Here is a 25,117-nt window from a genome sequence, read left to right as displayed (position 1 = left end):
TTTTTCTTTTGCTTAAATTATGATAAGATAAGATTATGAAACCTGAAGTATTTTATAAAACCTTGGCAGACCAAGGTATTCAATTAAGCGACCAACAAAAACACCAATTTCATCGCTATTTCCAACTATTAGTGGAATGGAATGAAAAAATCAATCTGACAGCTATTACCGAGGAAAGCGAAGTCTATCTGAAGCATTTCTACGATTCTATCGCTCCAATCCTGCGAGGCCATATTCAGAACGAACCTCTTCGGCTTTTAGATATTGGAGCTGGAGCTGGATTTCCTAGCCTACCTATGAAGATCATCTTTCCGCAACTAGATGTTACCATCATTGATTCTCTTAATAAACGAATTAATTTTTTACATTTGCTTGCCGAAGAACTAGAGCTCGAAGGTTTTCATTTCTATCATGGTCGTGCAGAAGACTTTGCACAAGATAAGAACTTCCGTGCACAATTTGACCTTGTCACAGCACGCGCAGTTGCCCGCATGCAGATTCTTTCTGAATTGACTATTCCTTATTTAAAGCTCAACGGAAAATTAATCGCACTCAAGGCGTCCAGCGCAGAAGATGAATTGACTCAGGCAAAAAACGCACTCAATCTCCTCTTCGCAAAAGTCATTGAAAACCACAACTATACTCTTCCAAATGGCGACCATCGAACATTGACCATCGTCGAAAAGAAAAAGGAAACTCCAAATAAGTTTCCACGCAAAGCTGGTATGCCAAATAAAAGACCCCTTTAAACATAAGAAAAGCGAGTTTCACTAAGAAACCCGCTCTTTTATTATCCAATTTTTGTAATATTGGTCGCTTGAAGACCGCGTTGGCCTTGCTCCACTTCAAATGTCACTTTTTGACCATCTTCCAAAGATTTGAAACCATTAGACTGAATTTCAGAAAAGTGTGCAAATACATCTGGACCGTTTTCTTGAGCAATAAAACCAAATCCCTTTTCTGCATTAAACCATTTAACTGTACCTTGTACCATTTGTGTTACCTCTTTTTATTTATTTGTAAAACTTATCAAGAGGAAAAACAAAAGATGAAACTGATACTTAAACTCTAAATTTATTTACATTCCCTACTGTAACAGTATATTTCCTATATGTCAACGATAAAGGGTTGATAAGCCCAATAAACTCAATAATCATCGCCACGGATTATAGAATCGACCCTGATTAACAAAAAATAGATAGATTGTCACGACTACTAGAGCAAGAATAAATAGCAAGACAGCATAATCTATTCTCTGTAGAGGCTGTTGGGTATACCATGTTCTTTTTTTATTTTTTCCAAAACGCCGCAATTCCATAGCCGTTGAAATCGTATCAATCCTCTCCAAGGAGCTGAAAATCAGAGGAATGACAAGGGATAGATTCCCTTTTATACGATCCATCACTTTTCCTTTCTTGGACAATTCCAAACCACGCGCTTCTTGAGACATTCGAATCGTATAAAACTCTTCTTGAATATCTGGAATATAACGCATGGTCAAACTGACTGCGTAAGCAACTTTGTAGGATACCCCAATTTGATTCAAGCTGGAAGCAAACTGACTAGGATGAGTGGTCATGAGAAAGATAATCGCTAAAGGAACTGTACAAAAATACTTCAAGAGAAGATTCACCAGATAAAATGCTTGCTGACTCGTCAAGGAATAAACTCCCAGACCTGATAGCAAGGGAGTGTCTGCTCCGTAAAGTTCCACTCCATACCGTGGTGCAAACAAGTGAACCATCAGGGCATTCATTGCAGCAAAAATGATCGTCAGAATTAAAACAAGAGAGATTTCTTTATAACGAATCCCTGACATTTTGAACAAGGCTAGAGAAAATACTGCGATAAAAAGAATCAAGCGGGTATCGTAAGTAATCATAGCAAGAATGGAAACTATGAGAAAAAAGAGTAATTTACTGACAGCCGATAAACTATGAATCAAGCCAGTTCCTGGATGGTAACCAATTAGTTTTTGTTGACTCATCTTCTTCTCCTTTCTTCCTGCATATAAAACGTCGTTAATTCTAAGGGATTAACTCCCACCCTCTCCGCCAAGTGAAAAATTGATGTTTCTTTTAAATTGGCTCGCTCAATCACCGTATCATCAGATAAAATTTCTGCTGGACTGGCATCTTCAATAATCTGCCCATCCACCACAACAACAGCTCTATCTGAATAATCTAGCATGAGTTGCATGTCATGGGTAATCATGACAATGGTGTGCCCTTGAGCATTTAATTGATCCAAAAACTCCATCATTTCCCGATAATGTCGTTGATCTTGTCCTGCTGTTGGCTCATCTAGCAAAATAATTTCTGGATTGAGAACCAAGATAGATGCTATCGTTACCCGTTTTTTCTGCCCATACGAAAGTGCCGAAATCGGCCAATTACGAAACGGATACAGACCACATACTTTCAAGATATGGTGAACTCGGTGTTCAATTTCTTCTTCTGTCACCCCTCGCATGCGCAAACCAAGAGCAACCTCATCAAAGATCATCGTTTGGCTAATCATTTGGTTGGGATTCTGAAGAACATAACCAATCCGTTCTGCTCGCTCTTTGACAGAATCTTCTTTGATTGACTGCCCCTTCCAGAGAATCTCACCCTCACCCTGAATAAAACCACAAAGCACCTTGGCTAAAGTAGATTTCCCCGCACCATTTTTTCCAACAATAGCTAGACGTTCTCCCTTATGAATCGTCAGTTGAATATCTGTAAGAACTTGTTTGTTAGGATAGGAAAAATGAAGATGCTTGACTTCTAACAAAGCCTCTTTCTCTCCATTTTCAAAGTGTAGAGTCGGTAGGGATGCTATATTCAAAGCCTTAATATCAATTTCCCAAACTGAGGAGAGGCGTTCTGCCTGCGCAATCGGATATCCTAAGGCGCGAAGAGTCGATAGATATAAGGGTTCACGGATGCCGTTTTCCTGTAACAATGAGGTACGTAATAAATCATCCGGTCCTCCATTGAACAAAATCCGACCGTCATTAATCAATACAACTCGGTCCACCTGACGATACAGTACGTCCTCTAAACGGTGTTCAATAATAATGGTTGTGGTCCCTTCTTGCTTGTGCAGACGATCAATCAAATCAATCGTATCTTGGCCTGATTTGGGGTCTAAATTAGCAAGTGGCTCATCAAACAGCAAAATAGGACTCTCATCAATAAGAACTCCGCCCAGACTGACACGTTGCTTTTGGCCTCCAGATAAATCTTGTGGTCGATGTGCTAGTAAATCGGTCAAAGACAGTCTTTCTGCCCAATCTCCTACTTTTTGCTTCATCACCACCTGGCTTTCCATGTCGTTTTCCAAAGCAAAAGCTAGGTCCTCGGCAACTGATAAGCCAATGAATTGACCATCTGTATCTTGAAGAACCGTTGATACGAGCAAGGACTTATCATAAATTGAAAGATTAAAAGCTTCCTGACCATCCAATAGTAAACTTCCGCTATGTTCTCCCTTGTAAATATTGGGAATAATACCATTAAGACATTGTCCAATCGTCGACTTTCCTGAACCAGATGGACCAATAATCAGAACTTTCTCTCCCTGATAAATCGTTAACTGAATATCTTTTAAAGTGGGTTCCTGTTGCGCTTGGTATCTAAATGTAAAATCTTTAAACTCAATGATTTTTTTCATAGGACTATTATAACGTAAATTGACTCTGAAAAAAAGGAAGAATCATCAGTTTCTCCCATTTCAAATAAGTTCATCCATGATTCTAGAGTAGATGAATTCTAACTTCCTACATCACAATCGCATTAAAATGATACCATCAAGGTCCGTAAAACTTGCTCCATAAAAGCCACGGGCATCTGTCGGGCATCCTGTAATTTGCCCGCCATTTGCTTCAACACGCTCGATAATTCTATCCACTTCTTCCCTACTCGCCACATTAAGCGAAATCAAGACTTCATTGCCACTCGCTACTACCTGAAATGGTAGGCGTTGAGCAAAGCTATCTGCCTGCACCAAAATCAAGTTGCCACCCTCAGGCAAAGTCGCAGACTTAATATCTCCAAACATCGCAACTGCAAAACCGATTGCTTCATAAAACCGACCAGCTATTCAAGGTCTGCTACTGCTAATATTCAATGAAAATCAAAAGTGACCGAGGAAACGAAGCGAAGATAGCACTAGAGTTCATCAAGGCAAGTTGACAACGGATAATGTTGATTTTCGAAGGGGATAAGTTCATCCAAAATGACTTCATCTCCTTCTCTTTTCTAATTGATAGGCTTCGTATAGAATGGACTGAAAAAATATAAAGAATTCTGATTGCACAAAAAAATTGCACTGATTTTTCAATGCAATTTTGGTATTACTAAGCATTTGCTGGAGTAAGAGTTTCCCCAATCGCTTCCAAGCGTTTTGCCCATTCTTGACGAGTCAAACCATTTTCAGAGATGTAACGGTTGCGCTCATGAGCACGGCATTCAGCTGAACAGCCACGAACATACTTGTGCTCATTCTCTTCTGATGTCAAAATACGACGGTTACAGAATGGATTGCCACAGTTGACATAGCGCTCACATGGTGTGCCATCGAACCAGTCCTTACCAACGACAACTGGGTCTACATGGTTAACATCGACCGCGATACGCTCGTCAAAGACATACATCTTTCCATCCCACAATTCGCCACGAACTTCTGGGTCTTTACCATAGGTTGCGATACCACCGTGGAGCTGGCCGACATCCTTGTAGCCTTCACGAACCATCCAGCCTGAGAATTTTTCACAGCGAACACCACCAGTACAGTAAACAACTACGCGCTTGTCCATGAATTTCTCTTTGTTATCACGGACCCATTGTGGCAATTCACGGAAGTTGCGGATATCTGGACGGATTGCACCACGGAAATGCCCAAGGTCATACTCGTAGTCATTACGTGTATCCAAAACAACTGTATCTTCGTCCAAGAGAGCTTCTTTGAACTCTTTTGGTGATAGGTAGGCACCTGTTGTTACAAGTGGATCAATATCGTTGTCAAAGTCGTTGTCTTCCAAACCAAGGTGAACAATTTCTTTTTTATAACGAACAAACATTTTCTTGAAAGCTTGCTCATTTTCTTCATCAATCTTAAACCACAAATCGCTGAAGAGTGGATTAGCATGAACGTAGTCCATGTATTTTTGTGTTGTTTCATAGTCACCAGAAACAGTACCGTTGATTCCCTCATCAGCAATCAAAATACGTCCTTTTAGTCCGATAGACTTACAGAAAGCTAGATGCTCAGCAGCATAGGCTTCAGCATTTTCAATTGGAACATACTTGTAATAGAGTAGAACGCGAATATCTTTTGACATAGTGTCTCCTTTTCAATCTTTGCAATAGATGATAAAACTCTGTCATTTCTAATAAATGATACCTTACGATTATATCGTTTAGCCCCTCAAAAGACAAAAATCTGAACTGAAAATTTAGAACCTGTATTCGCAGGTTCAGTGCTTATGTGTAAAAAATGAGGCTGGGCAAAAAGACCAACCTCGCTTCTCAGGGGTCGTGTCAACATCTCAGCGCAGTGGTTGATTGGGTTTAACAGTCCAGTGGACTGTTAAAGGTTGGAGATAGGATTTGCGAAGCAAATCTCAGCAATTCGTGTTTTACACTCCAAATCTAACCATTACGACTGTTGCGAACAAAGTTCGCTTCATCTCCAACCTCAAACTGTCTCCCAGACAGTTTTGTAGCGAACTTTGTTCGCTCTATTTCCAACTTCCAACTGTCCCCCAGACAGTTGGAACTATGCGGGGGTGGGAGTGAAACAGTCTGGGGATAGACTGTTTCAGCTCAACAACTTAAAACGAAAAATTGTTGACGAACTCTTTTTGACTTAATCGAGTTCTTTCCCGCTCCCATTTATTGAAGGTTCGCTATAACTTCTTAGTCGTCTAATTCTGTTTTTAGTTGTCGGAGTTTTTCCAAGGTATCATGTCCGATAAGTTGGTCCACTTTTCGCTTACGGCGTCTAGCAATATTTTCCTTCCATTTATCTTCAATAGGATTATGCGGCTTCTCGGCTTTCCTTTGCTCTTTGATTTCTCTTGCCTCCTGCCACTCCACTCCTTCAATAACTTCTTCCCAATAGCTGGCAATGGCAGAGCAGAGATAGAGTTGGACCTTATTCAACCAGTGTCCAAAAAAAGTTTGCGGAGCACTTTCCTCTACTAGCCGATAGGTCCTTTGGATTTCAATAAGTTGACTTTGGTATTTTTCCCACTGAAGCATAGCTTTACTCGGCTTTTTTCGATAAAGTTGACGCTGTTTGATTAGAGCTATGTACGGTGCAACAAAACGACTCGTCCGTATCTTGATAAAATTTCTGGAGGAGCGAATGGCCACCAGCATGCCTGAGGCCAATAAGCGTTCAACCTCCCTTGCCTGATTATCTGGAAAACGGTAATGGACTTGCCACCCCTCTTCTTCAACCACTAAGCGAATCTGCATTCTACCATTTTGCCAACTCGCCTCCACCTCTTGCTTTTCATCCCATAACTTTTGAAAAAAGAGAAGAAGGTAGTAGCTTTGTTTACTAAGTTCATACCAACTGTTCGTGTGGTAAAGGTAGGTCCGAATCGCTCCTTTCATATAAAATTCGCCATGGAAATCATAAAAAGTTGGCTGTTTATATGTAGATTGTGATGGGTGGTTACTAACTCGGAAAACCTTATAATAATAATTATTCCAAAGAATGCAGCCATAAATTGATTTCGTCGTTTTCGATTGATAAAGACTTAAAACTTCCTCGTCAGGATTGAGTATAGAATGAATAATCGGTCCCAACTTTTCTTCTGTCCAGACCATACTTCTCCCCTTGAACACATGTTTTTATTTGTTTTATATTATTATATCATATTTGTATTTTTTGGTATTGAAAAAACCCTAGAATTTTTTCTAGGGAAAATAAAAACTTAATCTTTAGACAAACTACCTGTCTTCGTTTGAGATTTTGCATAAACAGCCAAAAGGAGTGTCCCTGCAATAGCAACTGTAATACTATTTGCAATACCTGCCACAAGTCCCTGTGCAAAGACCTTATTCGCCGCCTCACTATAGATAAGAATATCTAAAACTGGGGCAATGACTCCCCAAGCAATGAGGTTAGCTACTGCTTGAAAAATATTGAAAGCAAAAATATCTTTTCCGTCAAAAATTCCTTCTTGAATACGCAGACGATTTCTAGCAAAACCTAACACCAAGCCGAAAACTGCTGAGGCTAGAACCCATGACCACCAAGGCGACCCACCTCGCAGTGCGTCTATAAAGGCATGACCAATAAGCCCTACAAAGAAACCAACAATTGGTCCAAAAACAATTGACAAGAGCGACTGAACTGCATACTGCAATTGAATGTAGGTATTTGGTACAAAGGTTGGAATACTAATCAGCAAACCAATAACCACAAAGAGGGCTGCGCCGATACCAGTAGCAACGACTGTTTTGATTGAATTATTTTTCATAACTATCTCCTAAAATTTCTTTAATTACTAATACGTTTGATTTCAATATGCCAGTTTTGACCTACACCGACATTATAAGCCTTGGCAAATGAGCCCTGATTAATCGCAACACCTACACGATAGAGGGAATTGATATAAATCAATGGCTGTCCGATACGTACATCCGCAAAGGACTTGCCATAGGTTACTTGGTTTTGATACACAAGCATGTCGTTATTGTATATGGTCACTTCAAAGCGATCTTCAAACTGCGGTTGCAAGGTGTAAAATTCTTCTCGCGTAATCGAGGTCCAAAGCGAGCCGAATCGAACATCCAGAATATCAATTGCACCTTTTACATAGTCCGAACCAACTTCCGTTGGGACTGTTGGAATTTCCACAATCTTATCCACGCTTAATTCTGGACCAACTTCTTCAAAGCTAATGTGTCCAGAAGCCAATTTAGCTCCCGTGTAGGCATAAACATCTCGACCATGGAAGGTGTACGAATGTTCTGTATTGGCACGGCGATTGGCCACCTCTGAAATTTCTCGAACCGCCTTTATCCCCACATATTTTTTGATGAAGGATAGCGTCCCATTATCTGGCGTTACAATGTAGTGATTTTGTTCGGTCAAAGCTACTACACTCTTACGTTTTGAACCAACTCCCGGATCAACAACCGAAACAAAAGTTGTGCCTTCTGGCCAGTATTCGACCGTTTGAAAGAGGCGATATGAACCCTCAAAGATATTGTACGGAGTAATATCATGAGTTAGATGGTGAACAACTAAATCTCTCGATTCTTGGAGAGCAACACCAATCATCGCTGATACAGCTCCATCCACTAATCCAAAATCTGATTGTAATACTAATAAATTATTCGACATAGCTCCTCCTAAAAATAATACCACTCTATCATATCAGAAAAGCTAGATGCTTTCAAATAGCTATTTCCTAAACAATGCTATAGTTTCGCCTTATAGCTAAATTATTTTAGAACAACTTATTTACATCTTCAATCTGAACATTTTACAGTTGGTTATCATTTGGCAATCTGGCACAAAAAAATTTCCCAACGTCCGTTCTAATTCCCAATCTAGAGCTTACACTTTCATATTCATGCAAAGAATACCGCCTAACGGCAGTTCCAATTTCCAACCTTTTAATATAAAAAAAGTGCTACTAGCACTTTTTTTATATTAAAACCCATCTACATTTGTGTAAATTTTTTGGACATCTTCGTCGTCTTCGAGGGCATCGTAGAGTTTTTCAAATGTTGCGAGATCATCGCCGTCAAGTGATACTTCTGATTGTGGGATCATTTCAAGTTCAGTGACGTTGAACTCTTGGATTCCTGATTCTTTAAGTGCCACGATGGCCTTGTGCAAATCAGTTGGGGCTGTATAGACAGTGATTGTGCCATCTTCTGCTTCTACGTCATCCACTTCGACATCTGCTTCTAAAAGCAATTCGAAGATTGCATCTGCATCATCACCAGCAAAGACAACCACACCTTTTTTATCAAACATGAATGATACAGAACCAGATGCACCCATGTTACCGCCATTTTTACCAAAGGCAGAGCGAACATTGGCTGCGGTACGGTTTACATTTGATGTCAAGGTATCAACAATAATCATAGAACCATTTGGTCCAAAGCCTTCGTAACGACCTTCTACGAAAGTTTCGTCTGTATTTCCTTTTGCCTTGTCAATAGCCTTGTCAATGATGTGTTTTGGAACCTGCGCTTGCTTAGCACGGTCGATAACAAATTTCAGCGCTGAGTTTGTTTCTGGATCTGGGTCACCCTTTTTCGCTGCTACATAGATTTCAACACCAAATTTGGCGTAAACTTTTGAGTTAGCACCGTCTTTTGCGGTTTTCTTGGCTACAATATTGGCCCATTTACGTCCCATGGGGAACCTCCTACATTTTATAAAATCGCTTTATTATACCATATTTACTAAGGATTGAGAAGTTTTTAAAAACAAAAGACAAGCTCGCATGAACTTGTCTTTTTATCTTACAACTCAACTGTCGCAACTTGACTATCTTGACTGACTTGCCCAAGGTTTTCAAGGCTGACAGATTTGATTTCAGCAGTGTTTGTGAAGGCAACAACGATGGTTGTTTCGCGTCCTGCTGAGCGAATGGCTTCCAAATCTGCGACAAGGAGCAAATCCCCTGCTTCAACACGTTGACCATCTGTTACCTTAGTTGAGAATGGAGCACCGTTTAGTGCAACTGTGTCTAAACCAACGTGAACTAAAACTTCTACACCCTTGTCAGACAAAATACCGACAGCGTGTTTGGTTGGGAAGACACTGGTTACAATACCCGAAACTGGTGCATAAACATTGCCGGAGCTAGGCTCGACCGCATACCCGTCGCCCATCATTTTTTGTGAGAAGACTGGATCTTTCACTTCTGTGATGGCAATGGCTTGCCCTTCAGCAACAGAGTAAACTGTCTCCGTCACACCTTTGAACTGAGTCTCAGGAGCAACTTCTTCAGTCGCAACAATTTCCGTACGAGGGATGGCTACGCCAGATTCTAGTAAGTCTTGAATGTCTGATTTGAGAACATCTGCTTTTGGTCCATAGACTGCTTGAACACCTGAGTCTTTGATAATCAAGCCCATAGCACCAGCCTGTTTCCAAGCATTTTCATCTCCAACCTGTGCCACATCTTTGACACTTACGCGAAGACGAGTCATACAAGCATCCACATCTGCGATATTATCACGACCACCAAGCAAGTTGATGATTTGTACCACTTGTGAATTAGCATCCGCAGTATCTACGTTTGAATTTGAAACCACATCTGTTGTTTCTGTATCATAGTTACCATTGCGTCCAGCTGTTGCTAGGTTGAATTTCTTAATCATAAAGTTGGCAATGAAGTACATTGCAACTGCAAAGAGGGCTGTTACCCAGATAAAGTTGAAAGCATCCATACCGATACCAGCTTTAATCGCCATCGGTGTACGTGTAAGGAATTCGATATTACCAAATGAGTGCATACGCAAATTGACAATATCCGCCATAGCAAAAGCAGCACCTTGTACAAAAGCATAAACGACATAGAGCGGCATTGCTGCAAACATGAACATAAACTCAATTGGTTCTGTTACACCTGTCAAGAAAACGGCTGCAGCAGATGAAAGGAACATACCACGGTATTTTTTCTTCTTATCCGGGTCAACATTACGGTACATAGCAAGGGTCAAGCCCATGAGAATACCAGAGGAACCAATCATTTGACCTACTTTAAAGCGAGCAGGGGTTACATTAGCAAGCAAGTCATTGTACTGCGCCAAATCACCAGCATCCTTGAGGTTAATCAAGTCTGTAATCCAAGCCAACCAGAGCGGATCTTGACCAAATACTTGTGTACCTGCTTGAGCACCTGTCAAGATGTCATAGGTACCACCAAGCGATGTGTAGTTCATTGGAATGGTCAACATGTGATGAAGACCGAATGGAAGAAGCAAACGTTCCAAGGTACCATAAACAAATGGGGCTACAATAGGAGCGGTGTCTTGTGAGGTTGCAATCCATTTACCAAAACTGTTAATACCAGTTTGTACAAGAGGCCAGAAGATTGCCAAACCAAGCGCTACAAGAACAGAACGATAGATGACTACAAACGGCACAAAGCGTTTACCGTTAAAGAAGGTCAATACATCTGGCAACTTGCGATAGTTGTAATATTTGTTGTAGGCAGTCGCACCAACAAAACCAGCAATAATCCCTACAAAGACACCCATGTTCAAAGCAGGTTGACCCAAGATATTGACGAAGTAGCCTGAAACTGGAATCTCTGTTCCAAAAACAGTGGTTACGGTTGCCGCTGCATCTGCAAGCATGTCAGTCGTCACGCCAAAGAAGTGACCAGTAATCAAGTTAATCAAGATAAAAGCAAGACCTGCCGAGAAGGCACCACCAGCCTTTTCCTTAGCCCAGCTACCACCGATAGCCAAGGCAAAGAGCAAGTGAAGGTTTCCGATAATCCCCCAACCGATTTGGGCAATGATATTCCCAATACGAATGAGCAATTCTGATTCAGGACTGATTAGTGGAATAGAGTTTCCGATAGAAACCATGAGACCTGCCGCCGGCATAACGGCGATCACGACCATCAAACATTTACCGAATTTTTGCCAAAATTCAAAACTAAGAAATTTTTTCATGTGTTTCTCCTAAATTTTTTCTTGGTCTGTTGACCTTTAAATACTTAATGTTACTTCCACTCCAAAGTGGTCCGAGATAACCGGAAGATTGTCCCCATTGAAAATCACACGACTGGATTGTACCTGTCTATTCTGATTTAAGAACACATAGTCCAGACGTTTTTCCTGACTATGACCTGCCCACCCATCAATGGCTTTTTCAACTGTAATCCCCCTATCCTTTTCCTCAGCCAAATCATAACTATCATATAAACCTAAGTCCTTGATAGCTTGATAGGCATGTGGATTTGACAAGGCATCCGTATTGAAATCACCCATAAGGATTTTCAAGCGATCCGAACTTGTCCGTTCCACAATCGAGCGAATATTCTCCAACTGATTTTCTTCTTTACTGTCAGGAAGGTTGATATGACAAGAATAAATGTCGATCAATTCCTTCTCATACAAGACCGTCAAACCAATGATTTTTCTAGACAAGATTGATATCAAATCTTGGTGCTGACTACAATAGAAGGCATCCACTTCATAGACAGGTAGTTTGGTCAAGAAGGCAATCCCTTCTTCGTACCTATCGTAACCAATATGGGAATTGGACCAGAAATAGGAATAGTCTGTCACTCCAAGCTCTCTTAGTTTCTCAAGCAGGACCAGACCATAATTGTCTTGCCGTAAGTCCTTGGTCACCAGAGGACTTGTCATCAACTGGTTGACTTCCTGAAGAGCGATTACATCATATTGCTTTTGAGCAATGGTCTGAGCTAAAATATCCAATTTCTCATGCTGGTCCTCTTCTAGCCAAGCATGAACATTGACTGTTAGTAATTTCATATCTCTCCTTTCTATTTACTTAGTAAAACCTTTTCAACTTGTAGCCTTATTATAACGTAAACGTTTTCACTTGTCAATAGTTTTACGGAATAATTTTATTAGTTTTACGTAAAAGTTTGTCTAGACTTAGAATACTGACCTTTGGCATTTTTTATGATATACTAGCGGTAAATAGCAAGCTAGGAAGTTACCCCCAATGAGTAAATACAAGAAAGTCTACGCTGACATCAAGGAAAAAATTGAACAAAATATCTGGCAGGCCAATCAAGAGATGCCTACAGAAAATGAACTGATGGAGATTTACTCCTATTCCAAGGACACCATCCGCAAGGCCCTATCGCTGTTGGAGATGGATGGCTATATCCAAAAACGTCAAGGGAGAAATTCCATTATTTTGGACCATAACCTGGTCAGAAAACCATTTGTGTCCGAATTGAAGACCGTCAGTGAACTCAACCGCTCTGCCCACCATCAAGTCCAGACCGAATTGACCAACCTCTATATTGTCCAAGGTCAGCCAGAGGTCATGAAGGAATTGGAAGTGGATGAAAAAACGGATCTCTATCGTGTTAGTCGCGTTCGGACTATCGACGGTGAGCGATTAGAGTATGAGATTTCCTACTTTGACCGCAGGATTGTCCCCTATCTCAGTAAGGAAGTCGCTGAAAGCTCCATTTATCAGTATTTGGAAGAAGAATTAGGTCTAGAGATTTCCCATTCTCGTCGAGAAATTTCCTTCCGTTTTGCTACGGAGGAAGAAAAATCCTTGCTTGATCTAGCTGACTACGACATGGTGGTTTCCGTCACTAGTACCACCTATTTAGCAGACGGCCGTCCCTTCCAGTACGGCACCATCACCTACCGACCAGACAAGGTCACCTTTGTCTCAATGGCCAAACGATAAAACTAAACATAGCAAAAAAGAATGTTCCCACTCGGAAACATTCTTTTATTTTGGATTATTTACTGTGCCAGATATCTTGGTTGTACTGTTCAATGGTACGGTCAGATGAGAAGAATCCTGCTTTGGCGATGTTGTGAACAACTTTCTTGTTCCATGAATCTTGATCTTCGTAATCTGCAAAGACTTGTTCTTTTACTTCAATGTATTCAGCCAAGTCAATCAAGGTCATGAACCAGTCTTTCGAAATCAATTCATGGTGCAGACGACCAAGACGTTCTTCATTACCAAGTGCTTTTACCTCATCGCTAACGATAAAGTCAACTGCACGTTTGATATTGGCATCGCCATTGTAGTAGTCCGCAGATACATATCCAGCCTTATCGTACAAGTCGATGATGGTATCTGAGTCTTTACCAAATGTATAGATGTTGTCCATACCAGCCAACTCAGCAATCTCAACGTTGGCACCGTCCATGGTACCAAGTGTCAATGCACCGTTCAACATGAATTTCATGTTACCAGTACCTGACGCTTCTTTAGAAGCAAGTGAGATTTGCTCAGAAATATCTGTCGCAGGGATGAGTTTTTCAGCAACGGTTACGTTGTAGTTTTCTACCAAGTGAACATTGAGGTACTTGCTCACTTCTGGGTCATTGTTGATCAACTCAGACAAGCAGAGAATCAAGTGAATGATGTCTTGGGCAATCACGTAAGCTGGGGCAGCCTTACCACCGAAGATAACGGTAATTTTACGTTTTGGCAGGTTGCCGTTCTTGATTTCAAGATACTTGTGGATGACATACAAGGCGTTCATTTGTTGGCGTTTGTACTCGTGGAAACGTTTGATCTGTGTATCGATGATAGAGTTTTCATCCAGCTCGATACCCTTATTGTCTTTCAAATAACGTTTGAGAGCCAATTTGTTGTTGTGTTTGATTTCCGCCAACTTAGCATGAACTTCTTTGTCATCTGCAAAGGCAAGCAATTTCTCAAGCTTAGTCGCATCTGTTAAGTACTCATCGCCAATCAATTCTTTGATGTAGTCAGCGAGGTCTTGGTTGGCAAATTCCAACCAACGGCGGAAAGTGATACCGTTTGTTTTATTGTTGAATTTTTCTGGGTAAAGCTCGTAGAAAGCTTTTAATTCAGAGTTTTTGAGGATTTCTGTGTGAAGCGCAGCTACACCGTTCACTGAGTTAGAGAAGTGGATATCCATGTGGGCCATGTGGACACGACCTGATTCATCAATGATTTGGACTGCTGGGTCTTTAATTTCTGCACGAATAAGGGCATCCAATTCTTTGATAATATCAACCAAGTGCGGCACCACTTCTTCAAGGAACTCAAGTGGCCATTTTTCAAGTGCTTCCGCCAAGATAGTGTGGTTTGTGTAACCAGTCATATTCTTAACGATGGCAACTGCTTCCGCAAATTCAATACCATGCTTTTCAGTCAAAAGACGGATCAACTCAGGAATCACCATTGAAGGGTGAGTATCGTTGATTTGCACATAAGCGTAGTCAGCCAAGTCATGCAAGTTTGAACCACGCTCAATTGCTTCATCAATCAAAAGTTGAGCCGCATTTGATACCATGAAATATTGTTGGTAGATACGGAGCAATTCACCATTCTTATCAGAATCATCTGGGTACAAGAAGAGCGTCAAGTTTTCTTTAATATCAGTCTTGTCAAATGAAATACCGTCTGTAATCAAGTCATAGTTTACTGACTCAATATCAAACAAATTGAGGTAGTTCTTAGTCTCTTTTTTATAGCCAAGAATATCAAGTCGATCTAACTTAGATTTCAACGTGAAGTTTTTAAATGGCACGTCATAGCTGATATCTGTAGGGATCAACCAAGAATCATTTTCAATCCAGAAGTTTGGTTCTGCATCTTGTTGGTTGTCTTTAAAGACTTGACGGAAAAGACCACAGTGGTAGTTCAGACCAACACCTTCACCGTTGATAGCAAGTGTTGACATAGAATCAACGAAACATGAAGCTAGACGTCCCAAACCACCGTTACCAAGTGATGGTTCTGGTTCAACATCTTCAACTTGAGCCAATGATTTACCAGCTGCTGCCAATTCTGCTTGAATGTCTTTGTACACACCCAAGTTAATCAAGTTGTTTGACAAGAGTTTACCGATAAGGAACTCAGCTGAGATATAGTAAACTTTACGTTTTCCTGTGTTTTTTGGTTTTGAAGCTGCAGCTTCTTTTACGTAGTTCAACAGTTGAAGATAGATTTCTTCATTTGTCAAATCAGCTAATTTCTTCGAAGTATTTGTTTCTGCAAATGTTGTAAATTTAGTCATGGTTTTCATTTCCTCGTTGGTATAGTAATGTCATTTTTGTCAAGAAGTCTTTGCGTTCTTGGGTCAAGTCTTCAGCTTTCATGCGCCATTCCCAGTTTCCACCGATAGTTGACGGCATATTCATTCGACTTTCTTCACCCAAGTCTAGGACGTCTTGCATGGTTGCAATAGCTGTATCACTCACTGTTGCAAACAGCATACGGAGCATAGCTTGGCTAACTTTTTCAATCGGCTTACGGTTGCTGTAGGCGTCCACGTATTCTTGTTGTTCTGGATCAAGATTGTTGTACCAGCCATTGACAACCTCATTATCGTGAGTTCCAGTGTAGGCAACTGAATTTGGAATGCAACGGTGTGGAGCATCGATACTCTTACCTGTTACATCAAAGAAACCAAATTCTAAGATTTTCATGCCTGGATAGCCACAATCCGCAAGCAATTTGCGAGCTTTAGCGTCAATGTTTCCAAGGTCTTCTGCAATGATTGGAAGGTCTCCAAGTGTTTCTTTGACAGCCTTGAAGAGATTGTAGCCAGGACCTGGTTCCCAGGTACCAACCTTAGCTACTTCTGCCTTACCATCAACTTGCCAGAAGTCTGAGAAACCTTTGAAATGGTCAATCCGAAGGACATCATAAAGTTTGAAACTTTCATGGATACGATAAATCCACCAGTTATAGCCAGTTTTTTCATGTTCTGGCCAATCGTAAATAGGATTTCCCCATAATTGACCATCTGCCGAGAAGTTATCAGCTGGTACACCTGCTACATAAAGCGGCTTGCGTTCACTGTCCAATTTGAATAGTTGGGGTTTTGTCCACACTTCAACGCTATCAGCAGAAACATAGATTGGCATGTCTCCGATGATTTTGATGTGGTGTTTGTTGGCATATTCTTTCAATTGTTTCCATTGGCTGAAGAAGAAATACTGTGTGACTTTGTAGTAGTCGATTTGATTTGCCAATTCTAAGCGGTACTTATCAAGAGCTTCCTCGTTGCGAGCTACAACTTTTTTATCTTCCCATTCTTGGAGAGCTTTATTACCAAAGTATTCCTTGATAGCCATGAACTCAGCATAATCTGTCAACCAAGATGAGTTAGCCTTTTCAAACTCTAGAAAAGCAGCTTTCTTCTTATCATCTTGTAAAAATGCTTGAACTGCCTTCTCCAAAATTGGTCGGCGAATTTGATAGATAAGAGCATAGTCTACTTTTTCAGGATTATCTCCAAAATTTACATCTTGGAAATCTTCTGTTGCCAATAAGCCATCTTCAACCAAGAGGTCAAAGTCTATCAAGTGTGTATTTCCTGCAATAGCAGAGAAAGACTGGTAAGGAGAATCTCCATAGCTTGTAGTTGTTAGTGGTAAAATCTGCCAGTAGGTTTGCTTGGTTTCCACCAAGAAATCTACAAAATCATAGGCAGACTGTCCAAAAGTACCAATACCAAACTTACCTGGAAGTGAGGTGATATGCATCAAAATTCCACTGGTACGATTTGTCATAAAAACGTTTTCCTTTCTGTCGGTTACGAATATAGTTTAACGCAAACGTTTGCACTTGTCAAGGATTTTATAAAAAAAGTTTTAATGTGCTCTAGAAAGCCTATTTTATAGCATTTGTTAGCGAATAACAAAAAAGAAAAAATCAGATATTTCTATCCGATTTTTTAAATTCTTCACTATTTTTAAGCAAAGCTTTGCTCTTTTATTTGGATGCTTCCATCAACCACATCCGCTTCCAGATATTTGACATCAACATGATCCAAATAGTAATCTGTTACCTTGTCTCGAATCTGATTTTCAATCACACGGCGCAGAGGACGGGCTCCCATGGCCTTGTCATAGCCTTCTTCCATCAAGAATTCTTTGGCAGTTTCCGTTACCGTTAATTGGATGCCTTTCTTCGCCAGGGTATTATTGACCTGGGCCAAGAGTAATTCTACAATGGCTTTGAGATCATCTTTATCCAAGTGCTTGAATTCGATAACTGCGTTAAAACGATTAAGGAACTCCGGACGGAAGAATGGTGCGATGCGGTCCATGATGTCTTGATTTTCTTCACCTTCTGCCATTCCATAACCAAAACCTGCATTAGATGTAGCGATGATAATGGTATTCTTAAAGTTAACTTGGTTGCCCTGTCCATCAGTCAAATGCCCGTCATCTAGCACTTGCAAGAGAAGGGTAATCACTTGTGGATCAGCTTTTTCAATCTCATCCAGAAGAACGATTGAGTACGGATTGCGGCGGACGCGCTCGGTAAGAGTATGGGAATTGTCATCGTAGCCAATGTAGCCAGCTGTGGTCCCAATCAGCTTGGAAACGGCTGTCCGATCGCTGTATTCAGACATATCCAAACGAATAATGGCATCCTTGTTACCAAACAAGTCTAGCGCTAACTGTTTTGCCAACTCGGTCTTACCTACACCTGTCGGACCGACAAAGAGGAAGGAACCAATCGGACGGTTTCCGTCATCAAAACCTGCACGATTCCGACGAATGGCACGGGATACAGCTTCCACCGCATCGTCTTGACCGATAACGTTAGCTGCCAGACGATTTTTCAATTCCTTGAGTCGTTCGATATCTGAGGCTCCCATTTGGGAAACAGGAATACCTGTCATGCGTTCAACTGCTTGAGCCACATCATTAACAGTCGCCACCACTTTCTGTTGCTCTGTATGATTATCAATCTGCTTTTGTAGCTTATCAATACGGACCTTTTCATTCAAGGCTTTTTCATAATCCTCTTTCTCAGCAGCTTCCAACTGCAACTGTTTTGCCTCAGCCATTTCTGCTTCTAAGGTCTGAATATCTGTCACAGGATGTTGTGCAGCCAAGTGAGCAGCGGTAACATCGACCAGGTCAATAGCCTTATCAGGCAAGCTACGTTGTGGAATATATTGGACAGAATAATCAACCGCAGCTCTCAAGACCTCATCTGGCAATTCAATATTGTGGTGGGCTTCGTAAAGCGGCTTAATTCCTTTCAAAATCTGGTAGGTGTCTTCTGCGGACGGAGCATTAACCTTGACTTCATTGAAACGACGAGCCAGAGCGGCGTTCTTGTGAATGGTATTGCGGTATTCGTCCTGTGTAGTGGCACCGATAACCGTCAATTCCCCACGGGATAAAGCTGGTTTAAGAATATCCGCTAAACCCTTGGAACCTGAGTCTCCGCCAGTGCTACCAGCTCCCAAAATCTGATGAATTTCATCAAAGAAGAGAATGATATTTCCTGCTTTTTTGACTTCATCCACAAGATTTTGCACATTTTCCTCAAAAGCTCCACGGTACTGAGTCCCAGCTTCCAAGCCTGAAATGTCAATGGAGATAATTTCCTTGTTCTTAATAGCTGCTGGCACATCACCATTGACAATGGCTTGAGCCAATCCTTCTACTACCGCAGTTTTACCAACACCAGCATCACCGACCAAAACAGGATTATTCTTGGTCCGACGTGCCAAAATTTCAGATGTTTCTTGAATTTCCTTATTTCGTCCAATGACTGGATCCAACTTACCTTCACGTGCATCTTGTGTCAAATTGCGGCCCAGTTTTGCCAGAATTCCGTCTGACTTTATCTGACCTTTAGTCTGTGTTTGAGCCACTTCTTCTGTCTGTGGCAGGCGACCAGTCTGACGGTAAATGGCAAATTCCTCCGGTGTCACTTCACGCCCATTGATAGAATAACGGCGACGCTCTGTGCTGTAACCTCCCATATTGCCCATGAGTTGATTGAAAATATCGTCCATATTGTTAAAGTTATTGAAATTGTTGTTCATAGTTTTTACCTCGTTTATAATTCACTTGTTTTTGACTTTTACTGATCTTTGTTTTAAAAAAAATAGCTAGTAGGGTATAATCCTGTCTTTCATATTAACCTCCTCAGAAGTTTGTCTTTTACTGATCATTTAGTTAATTAGTCAGTCAAACTTTTTAGTTTGACCTAAACTGACCTTTTGTTCAAAGAATTCGTAAGGTCCTTTACCTTACGAATCTTATTCTACACCATTAGTCAGTAAAAGTCAATAGTTTTGTTTGACCTTTTTTGACTTTTTGATAAAAAAATCTACCTGACGGTAGATTTAGATAATAATCCCTTCCAAATGATCCAGTTCATGCTGAACAATCTGGGCTTGGAAGTCTGTCAGCTTTAGGCTCTGCTTTTTCCATGAAGCATCAAAAAACTCCACTTCAATCTCCTGATAGCGTGTCGTCGGACGAGTACCTTCAAGCGACAGACAGCCCTCTTCTGTCTGATAGGGCTTGGCCTTGCTGATGAGGACGGGATTGTACATGACCAGGTTGGTAAAACCCATGTTGACGATGATAATCCGCTTTTTAATACCAATCATATTGGCTGCCATACCCACGCAGGCATGAGCGTTGGCTGCTAACGTATCCTGCAAGTCCTGACCGATCTGCACGTCTAGCGGAGTTGCAGGCTCAGACTTTTGTTGCAAGAAGAAAATATCTTTCATAATAGGTTGAATCATGGGAACCTCTTTCGATAAAGTATATAGTATTATTTTACTATTTTTTTGATAATTTGAATTATTTTATGCTTTATCGGATGAGGATAGTAATGAAAAGTACCAGCTTTTCTCAAAATATACCCATTAAAATTTTGCTTAAAGCGAAGAACACCATCTGAGTTGTCGAATATCCCTTGAATGCCAAGGAAATTATAACGCTTAAGATTTCGTTTTATTGCACGTTGCATCGCCTCATATTGAAGTAAGAAAGGTGCAGATAGGCTTTGAAACTCTGAATATGAGCCACCAAAAAGATAAGTTGCCTCGTTCATATCATAAATTATCAGTGCACATGCCAAAAAAATAGGAGCTGTCTGAGTTTGATTTAAAATATTTTGAACCACCTCCTGTTTTTTCAACAATTTCTGTACCTGCTGTGCATACTGTTTTGAATTTCTAACACTTGTTTCTATTTCCTTTTCAATTTGCTTTAGACTGGCTTTCGGGTCAAGTTCTGCAACTAAAAAATCTGCCTGTGTACCAAAGCTTTCAAAAAGACTGTTATAGTAACCACTATCTCTATCTTCAAAGCCTTGTCTAGCTCCAGTTTCCTCAATTATTTTTTTGAAAGCTGAAAGCTCCTTATGATTGATACTACGAATCCTGATACCGTAACTTTCTGAATTTTTTATGTTTCGTTTACTATTTTTATTGTAGGATTGCAATAACGACGTTGTTGAATACCCTTGCAAATCCTTCACATAATGCCAAACAGGCTCTCCATTTGGATAACCTGTTTGTAAGCCATCATGTTTAAATCCAACTTGCACCATCTTCTCAATTAGTTGAGTATCTGCTTCACTAATTGGATTCCCTACACTATCAAAGAGTTGATAGGCTTGGGAAGGCTTGACCACCAATTCAAGTACGCCTTCACGCTTAGCATAGTTTTTTAAAGATTGGTAAAATTCCTCCAAATAAGCATCATCGGTAACCAGCGGTCCAGAATTCAATTCCATATACAAACCACCAGCCATCTTCTTACAGAAAAGCAAAGTAGAAATAACAATCTCTGATTGTGAATTTTTAAAGCCAGCATAGCGAACATCATATCCTCGCTTGGATAGTAATCCAGCCATCTCAACAGATTGAAAAAATGATTTTTCATTTACTTGTTCACAATGCTTTAAAAATTCTTCTTTAGTTATTTGACAAAAAGTCATTATTTTTTCTTCCTTAATTTTTTTCTAATTTCCAGTAAAACTTGAAAAATCTTATATAATATTGGCGAAACAATCAGGTCGAATTCCCCAATATACTCTTCTACTACTGGATTCAAATGTGATTTAAAGTGATAAAGGCCTCCGTCTAAAGTTGGCTCTATTCCTCCTAAATTTTGCCATTTCACACCTCGTTCGAAAGCATACTTTGCTGTCTCCACCCATGTTAGTAAAGCAGGCTGATAATGTTTAAACTTTTCATCCATACCAGCATAGATAATTTCAGATGTTCCTGCAAAATCAATTGTCAAAGTACCAGCCAATGGAACTAACTTACTCCCGTTACGAATCAGAGAATTTATCATTTCTAATTCTGTATTTATTCTTCGGGTTTCTTTTTTATAATTGTCAATCTTCGATTGTTTTGTAGTGGAGGTGAAAGTCATGGCTTCTTTTACTAATTTTTCTTCAAGATAAGATAACTGTTCATATCTCTTTGCTAAATCCAAATAGGCAACTACAATATAAGAATTTTCTGGATAGGCATTCAATATTTTTTGATAATACTCTCTCCCCCGCAAGCGAATAGATTTGCGCTCCTCAGTCTTTTTTAATAGTTCTGAAAAATCTCTTAACAATTCCTCACGACCAATTCGAATCTCAATACCTTTATTACGCGCCGACCGAATATTTTGTCGAACTCGTTTATTTAGTGATTCCTCTGAGAAGGATTCGCTATATAATACTGCATGACAAGTAGGTTGGATTGTAGCCGACATGGTCTGCACCCGACCAGACCAAATACCTCCCAAATCAACAATCCTATCTTTGACGGCAAGTACATTTAATTCTTCTTCCCTATCTCCTGTTATAGTTTTACTAGATAGTCGAATAAATGGATCGAATTTTATAACAACACTGCGTTCTCGGAGGGCAAATTCTTTAATGGACTTAAATACAAATGACACTAATTCAGCATCTTCATAATCCATAACGGGGCCTCTAGGTATGTAGATCATGGTGAAGCCAAATGGTAATCCTAAATTTCTAATAAGCACCGATGCGACTGCCACTAACTTACCATCTCTATAAAATCCTAGTCGCTCATTTTCCCAATCACTCTTTACCTTAGCCCATTGAGAACTCTGTAAAAGATTTGTCTGATCGGATTGCTTAACAAAGAAATCGTGCTCCTCTGCAGAAATCCCTATTTTATACGTATACGCCATTCTTCTCGTCTCTCAGTCTAAGCCCCCTTATCGGGCAACTTTCCATAAAGTTCTTTCTTCCCAAAATTGATAACCACTAAAATAGTTTAACATTAGAAATATTGGTCGCTCGCTTAATAATTATTGAATCTAGCTTACTGAAATTCCATACCAGATAGTTTGCAATTACCTCCCCGGTTTTACATATGAATTTCATCATTCCTATGATATTTTAAAAAGTTTGGATGTTATCCATTGAAATAAGGTTGCTGTATTTCAAAAAATAGTTACTATAAAATCACCTTTGAAAATGAGTAAAAATTATGAAGTCGGGCTTTACAAAAATAGTATCAAACTTAAATTAGGTCATATTAAATCACTTACAAATAAGCATAGTATAACAAGCTACATGTAAATAATCAAGCAATAATATACTATGCTTATTTGCTGTTTTTGTCAAACAAAAAATGTAAGAATAACTGATATTTTCAATTTTTTTCTTATATTTTCAAATTTCAAAAAATAATAAAGAACTCTGCAAAAATCATTTCAATTATACCATTTATTTACTCAAAATATATCGAGATACTTCACAGGAACTAGCCACTCATCGAATCAAGCCAACAAGTCAAAGTTCGGTTTTCACAGAGTAGGGGCAAACTCACTTTTCTATTATTGTTGTATTATACTTCTTTAAAGCGGATTACGAAGCTTAGTCTTACTAATGAAAAATCCGTATTGATAAATCCGATGGTATCTCTAGAAATCCGCTTTTGAAGATCAGTCGAGTTTACCGCCTTGCCCATGTAGGTAGGAGAAGTGACTGCTAGTGTATGCTACAAATCTTGACCGACCTGCGGATCTAACTGAGTTGCAAACTTGGACTTTTATTACAAGATTATACTAGTTGTTAATGTACTAGCAATGAACCGCAGGTTACTTGACCACTTTTTAGGCTGGTCTAGATTGGAAAAAATTCTTGCCAAACAAGCTACTAATGCGGATTACGGTAAGGAAACGAAATCACCTATTACATTGTGGCAATCAAATATATACTGATTTGTAAAGCTTTTTTTAAGAAAAAATCAAACTTAGCAAAAAAATGAATAGTAGCTAGAAGGAGCCTAGTTCCCAGCTTCAAGCATTGGTCACTCTAATATTCTTGGTTTGATCACATACAGGACAATGATTCTACCTCAAGTCCTGTTATAAAAACAAGGGATTGTCCATGTGACACATAAATCTAGTATACAAAAAGCCTAGCTCGTACTAGACTTCTTTCGATTATTCTTGACAATAGACCGCGATGGCCTGACTGACAAAGGTTGCTGTTCCTGGTCCTCCCACTTGATCAATAAATTGAGTAAACCGGTTATCTGCAATATACATTTGTCCTAGACTTGCTAGAATTTCATTGGTACAATTATAAAAATTCTCACTAATATAAGCTTTAAGAACCTCTACCTGTTTCTGAACTTTAGAATCATCAGCTGATAATTTTTTCAATTGTCCAAATTCCATCATAATACCAGACATTTCTGCACTTATCTGAGCAAACCTTTCCTGATTCGTCTTAGCAGAAAATTCCTGAAAAGCTGCGGTATTACCCCATCTTTCTTTAGCTTCCTCCTGGAAAGCCAACAAATCTGACTTATCAAACACTTCAAAATTCATGTAATTTTCTCCCTTCTGCTGTAAAGACTTGGCATGCTGAATGACTTTTTCTAAGTGTCTTTTTTTCAATTCCAGTAACTGAATCTGGTCTTTCAAAGCCGCTTCTCTGTCATACGCCGCATTCCCTACAATTTTTTTAATTTCTTTGAGAGGAAATTCCAATTCACGAAAAAGTAAGATTTCTTGCAACTTTTCAAACGCCTCATTATCATAATAACGATATCCGTTTTCCGCAATAAAACTAGGTGTCAGCAAATTTATTTCATCGTAATAATGAAGTGTGCGCACGCTGATACCTGAAAGCTGACTCATTTCCTTCACTGTTTTCATGGGTAATCTCCTCTCTATGATTAGTATAAGGGGTAACGTAAGGTGAGAGTCAAGGGAAATATTACATTTTTTTCAGCTGGTTGTCCACAATAGCAATCTTATTTTCCTGGCACCATTCCAGTACAAGTTCTTTGTAACATTGTGTTTCAAAGACATACCATTCTTCCAAACGGTCACATCTCTCTAACTCATTCTTAAAACGTCTAAAAGCACCGCGACCTTGAATGGCTCGAGCCAGGCAGTCAGACAAGTTACCATCAGGCAAATAATAAACATAACGCTCGATGAATGTGTAGGGATTGAAGTCATAATAGGTCGGCAGCCTTACAAACCGTCCCGTCACATCCTCCTCAATCTCCTCTTCTAAACCTTCACGGGCTTCAAGTCCCGTCTCCTCAACAGACAGATAGACTAATTCATCTAAATAGCTATCATAATAGTACCTATCACCTTGACTAATCATCTGCAACGAATCAACCACATCTTGAAACCAAACAGTCATA

General features: G+C 39.9%; 21 protein-coding genes. 2 read left to right on the top strand and 19 right to left on the bottom strand.

What is annotated here, in order from left to right; all coding sequences use genetic code 11:
- The first annotated feature begins 35 nt into the window (after window positions 1-35).
- Entirely contained in the window at window positions 36-749 is a 714-nt protein-coding gene (gene rsmG / locus PHA78_RS02245) for a 16S rRNA (guanine(527)-N(7))-methyltransferase RsmG (RefSeq protein ID WP_029175816.1), read from the top strand.
- 41 nt (window positions 750-790) lie between these two features.
- Here rsmG and PHA78_RS02240 read toward each other — a convergent pair whose 3' ends face one another.
- The 11 genes from PHA78_RS02240 to PHA78_RS02190 all read right to left on the bottom strand — a co-directional run bounded on the left by PHA78_RS02240 (window position 791) and on the right by PHA78_RS02190 (window position 12,482).
- A complete protein-coding gene (locus tag PHA78_RS02240) occupies window positions 791-994 on the bottom strand; it encodes a cold-shock protein (protein ID WP_004195223.1) in 204 nt (67 codons plus the stop codon).
- A gap of 159 nt (window positions 995-1,153) precedes the next feature.
- Window positions 1,154-1,987, bottom strand: a complete 834-nt coding sequence (locus PHA78_RS02235) for an energy-coupling factor transporter transmembrane component T family protein (RefSeq protein WP_024377453.1) — start codon at window positions 1,985-1,987, stop codon at window positions 1,154-1,156.
- Window positions 1,984-3,657, bottom strand: a complete 1,674-nt coding sequence (locus PHA78_RS02230) for an ABC transporter ATP-binding protein (RefSeq protein WP_272158411.1) — start codon at window positions 3,655-3,657, stop codon at window positions 1,984-1,986. The genes PHA78_RS02235 and PHA78_RS02230 overlap by 4 nt, the downstream gene beginning before the upstream one ends.
- Window positions 3,658-3,768: 111 nt before the next feature.
- Window positions 3,769-4,044, bottom strand: a complete 276-nt coding sequence (locus PHA78_RS02225; RefSeq protein ID WP_216655424.1) for a VOC family protein — start codon at window positions 4,042-4,044, stop codon at window positions 3,769-3,771.
- 298 nt (window positions 4,045-4,342) lie between these two features.
- Window positions 4,343-5,326, bottom strand: coding sequence for an oxygen-dependent tRNA uridine(34) hydroxylase TrhO (trhO, locus tag PHA78_RS02220; RefSeq protein WP_272158410.1), 984 nt, complete (start codon window positions 5,324-5,326; stop codon window positions 4,343-4,345).
- A gap of 577 nt (window positions 5,327-5,903) precedes the next feature.
- Window positions 5,904-6,824: a hypothetical protein gene (locus PHA78_RS02215; RefSeq protein ID WP_099806673.1), complete on the bottom strand. Its 921-nt coding sequence runs from the start codon at window positions 6,822-6,824 to the stop codon at window positions 5,904-5,906.
- A gap of 107 nt (window positions 6,825-6,931) precedes the next feature.
- Window positions 6,932-7,480, bottom strand: coding sequence for an ECF-type riboflavin transporter substrate-binding protein (locus PHA78_RS02210; protein WP_024377202.1), 549 nt, complete (start codon window positions 7,478-7,480; stop codon window positions 6,932-6,934).
- A 20-nt stretch (window positions 7,481-7,500) separates the two neighbouring features.
- On the bottom strand, window positions 7,501-8,349 hold the full coding sequence (locus tag PHA78_RS02205; RefSeq protein ID WP_004194192.1) for an SAM hydrolase/SAM-dependent halogenase family protein: 849 nt from the start codon (window positions 8,347-8,349) through the stop codon (window positions 7,501-7,503).
- Window positions 8,350-8,661: 312 nt separating this feature from the next.
- A complete protein-coding gene (locus PHA78_RS02200; protein ID WP_004195244.1) occupies window positions 8,662-9,378 on the bottom strand; it encodes a YebC/PmpR family DNA-binding transcriptional regulator in 717 nt (238 codons plus the stop codon).
- A gap of 107 nt (window positions 9,379-9,485) precedes the next feature.
- A complete protein-coding gene (locus PHA78_RS02195) occupies window positions 9,486-11,654 on the bottom strand; it encodes a PTS transporter subunit IIBC (RefSeq protein WP_272158409.1) in 2,169 nt (722 codons plus the stop codon).
- Window positions 11,655-11,690: 36 nt separating this feature from the next.
- Window positions 11,691-12,482: an endonuclease/exonuclease/phosphatase family protein gene (locus tag PHA78_RS02190; protein ID WP_272158408.1), complete on the bottom strand. Its 792-nt coding sequence runs from the start codon at window positions 12,480-12,482 to the stop codon at window positions 11,691-11,693.
- A gap of 196 nt (window positions 12,483-12,678) precedes the next feature.
- Between PHA78_RS02190 and PHA78_RS02185 the strand changes: the two genes are divergently transcribed.
- Entirely contained in the window at window positions 12,679-13,386 is a 708-nt protein-coding gene (locus tag PHA78_RS02185) for a GntR family transcriptional regulator (protein ID WP_024377461.1), read from the top strand.
- A 55-nt stretch (window positions 13,387-13,441) separates the two neighbouring features.
- On the opposite strand, the gene glgP is transcribed toward PHA78_RS02185, so the two are convergent.
- From glgP to PHA78_RS02145, 8 genes are all read right to left on the bottom strand, one after another.
- Window positions 13,442-15,706: a glycogen/starch/alpha-glucan family phosphorylase gene (gene glgP / locus PHA78_RS02180; protein ID WP_272158407.1), complete on the bottom strand. Its 2,265-nt coding sequence runs from the start codon at window positions 15,704-15,706 to the stop codon at window positions 13,442-13,444.
- Window positions 15,699-17,207: a 4-alpha-glucanotransferase gene (gene malQ / locus PHA78_RS02175; RefSeq protein ID WP_272158406.1), complete on the bottom strand. Its 1,509-nt coding sequence runs from the start codon at window positions 17,205-17,207 to the stop codon at window positions 15,699-15,701. The genes glgP and malQ overlap by 8 nt, the downstream gene beginning before the upstream one ends.
- Window positions 17,208-17,389: 182 nt before the next feature.
- Window positions 17,390-19,489 (bottom strand): AAA family ATPase, encoded by a 2,100-nt coding sequence (locus PHA78_RS02170; protein WP_272158405.1) that lies wholly within the window; start codon window positions 19,487-19,489, stop codon window positions 17,390-17,392.
- Between the two features lie 303 nt (window positions 19,490-19,792).
- The gene (locus tag PHA78_RS02165; protein WP_172011263.1) at window positions 19,793-20,203 is read right to left on the bottom strand and encodes a peptide deformylase; all 411 of its coding nucleotides are present in this window, start codon (window positions 20,201-20,203) and stop codon (window positions 19,793-19,795) included.
- Between the two features lie 29 nt (window positions 20,204-20,232).
- Window positions 20,233-21,405 (bottom strand): peptidoglycan bridge formation glycyltransferase FemA/FemB family protein, encoded by a 1,173-nt coding sequence (locus PHA78_RS02160; RefSeq protein ID WP_272158404.1) that lies wholly within the window; start codon window positions 21,403-21,405, stop codon window positions 20,233-20,235.
- Window positions 21,405-22,631, bottom strand: coding sequence for a peptidoglycan bridge formation glycyltransferase FemA/FemB family protein (locus PHA78_RS02155; protein WP_004195265.1), 1,227 nt, complete (start codon window positions 22,629-22,631; stop codon window positions 21,405-21,407). Before PHA78_RS02155 ends, PHA78_RS02160 begins: the two co-directional genes overlap by 1 nt.
- A gap of 1,263 nt (window positions 22,632-23,894) precedes the next feature.
- The gene (locus PHA78_RS02150; RefSeq protein WP_272158403.1) at window positions 23,895-24,614 is read right to left on the bottom strand and encodes a MerR family transcriptional regulator; all 720 of its coding nucleotides are present in this window, start codon (window positions 24,612-24,614) and stop codon (window positions 23,895-23,897) included.
- A gap of 61 nt (window positions 24,615-24,675) precedes the next feature.
- Window positions 24,676-25,116: a UPF0158 family protein gene (locus PHA78_RS02145; RefSeq protein WP_099871240.1), complete on the bottom strand. Its 441-nt coding sequence runs from the start codon at window positions 25,114-25,116 to the stop codon at window positions 24,676-24,678.
- Between the last annotated feature and the right edge of the window lies 1 nt (window position 25,117).

The sequence above is a fragment of the Streptococcus sp. HN38 genome (genome assembly GCF_028335765.1).
In the GTDB taxonomy this organism is placed as follows: domain Bacteria; phylum Bacillota; class Bacilli; order Lactobacillales; family Streptococcaceae; genus Streptococcus; species Streptococcus suis_P.
This window is presented reverse-complemented; position numbering and strand designations above follow the sequence as displayed.

Bases quoted from the DNA above. Each gene is read 5' to 3' on its own strand.
- rsmG (WP_029175816.1), top strand. From the start codon at position 36: ATGAAACCTGAAGTATTTTATAAAACCTTGGCAGACCAAGGTATTCAA.
- PHA78_RS02240 (WP_004195223.1), bottom strand. From the start codon at position 994: ATGGTACAAGGTACAGTTAAATGGTTTAATGCAGAAAAGGGATTTGGT.
- PHA78_RS02235 (WP_024377453.1), bottom strand. From the start codon at position 1,987: ATGAGTCAACAAAAACTAATTGGTTACCATCCAGGAACTGGCTTGATT.
- PHA78_RS02230 (WP_272158411.1), bottom strand. From the start codon at position 3,657: ATGAAAAAAATCATTGAGTTTAAAGATTTTACATTTAGATACCAAGCG.
- PHA78_RS02225 (WP_216655424.1), bottom strand. From the start codon at position 4,044: ATGTTTGGAGATATTAAGTCTGCGACTTTGCCTGAGGGTGGCAACTTG.
- trhO (WP_272158410.1), bottom strand. From the start codon at position 5,326: ATGTCAAAAGATATTCGCGTTCTACTCTATTACAAGTATGTTCCAATT.
- PHA78_RS02215 (WP_099806673.1), bottom strand. From the start codon at position 6,824: ATGGTCTGGACAGAAGAAAAGTTGGGACCGATTATTCATTCTATACTC.
- PHA78_RS02210 (WP_024377202.1), bottom strand. From the start codon at position 7,480: ATGAAAAATAATTCAATCAAAACAGTCGTTGCTACTGGTATCGGCGCA.
- PHA78_RS02205 (WP_004194192.1), bottom strand. From the start codon at position 8,349: ATGTCGAATAATTTATTAGTATTACAATCAGATTTTGGATTAGTGGAT.
- PHA78_RS02200 (WP_004195244.1), bottom strand. From the start codon at position 9,378: ATGGGACGTAAATGGGCCAATATTGTAGCCAAGAAAACCGCAAAAGAC.
- PHA78_RS02195 (WP_272158409.1), bottom strand. From the start codon at position 11,654: ATGAAAAAATTTCTTAGTTTTGAATTTTGGCAAAAATTCGGTAAATGT.
- PHA78_RS02190 (WP_272158408.1), bottom strand. From the start codon at position 12,482: ATGAAATTACTAACAGTCAATGTTCATGCTTGGCTAGAAGAGGACCAG.
- PHA78_RS02185 (WP_024377461.1), top strand. From the start codon at position 12,679: ATGAGTAAATACAAGAAAGTCTACGCTGACATCAAGGAAAAAATTGAA.
- glgP (WP_272158407.1), bottom strand. From the start codon at position 15,706: ATGACTAAATTTACAACATTTGCAGAAACAAATACTTCGAAGAAATTA.
- malQ (WP_272158406.1), bottom strand. From the start codon at position 17,207: ATGACAAATCGTACCAGTGGAATTTTGATGCATATCACCTCACTTCCA.
- PHA78_RS02170 (WP_272158405.1), bottom strand. From the start codon at position 19,489: ATGAACAACAATTTCAATAACTTTAACAATATGGACGATATTTTCAAT.
- PHA78_RS02165 (WP_172011263.1), bottom strand. From the start codon at position 20,203: ATGATTCAACCTATTATGAAAGATATTTTCTTCTTGCAACAAAAGTCT.
- PHA78_RS02160 (WP_272158404.1), bottom strand. From the start codon at position 21,405: ATGACTTTTTGTCAAATAACTAAAGAAGAATTTTTAAAGCATTGTGAA.
- PHA78_RS02155 (WP_004195265.1), bottom strand. From the start codon at position 22,631: ATGGCGTATACGTATAAAATAGGGATTTCTGCAGAGGAGCACGATTTC.
- PHA78_RS02150 (WP_272158403.1), bottom strand. From the start codon at position 24,614: ATGAAAACAGTGAAGGAAATGAGTCAGCTTTCAGGTATCAGCGTGCGC.
- PHA78_RS02145 (WP_099871240.1), bottom strand. From the start codon at position 25,116: ATGACTGTTTGGTTTCAAGATGTGGTTGATTCGTTGCAGATGATTAGT.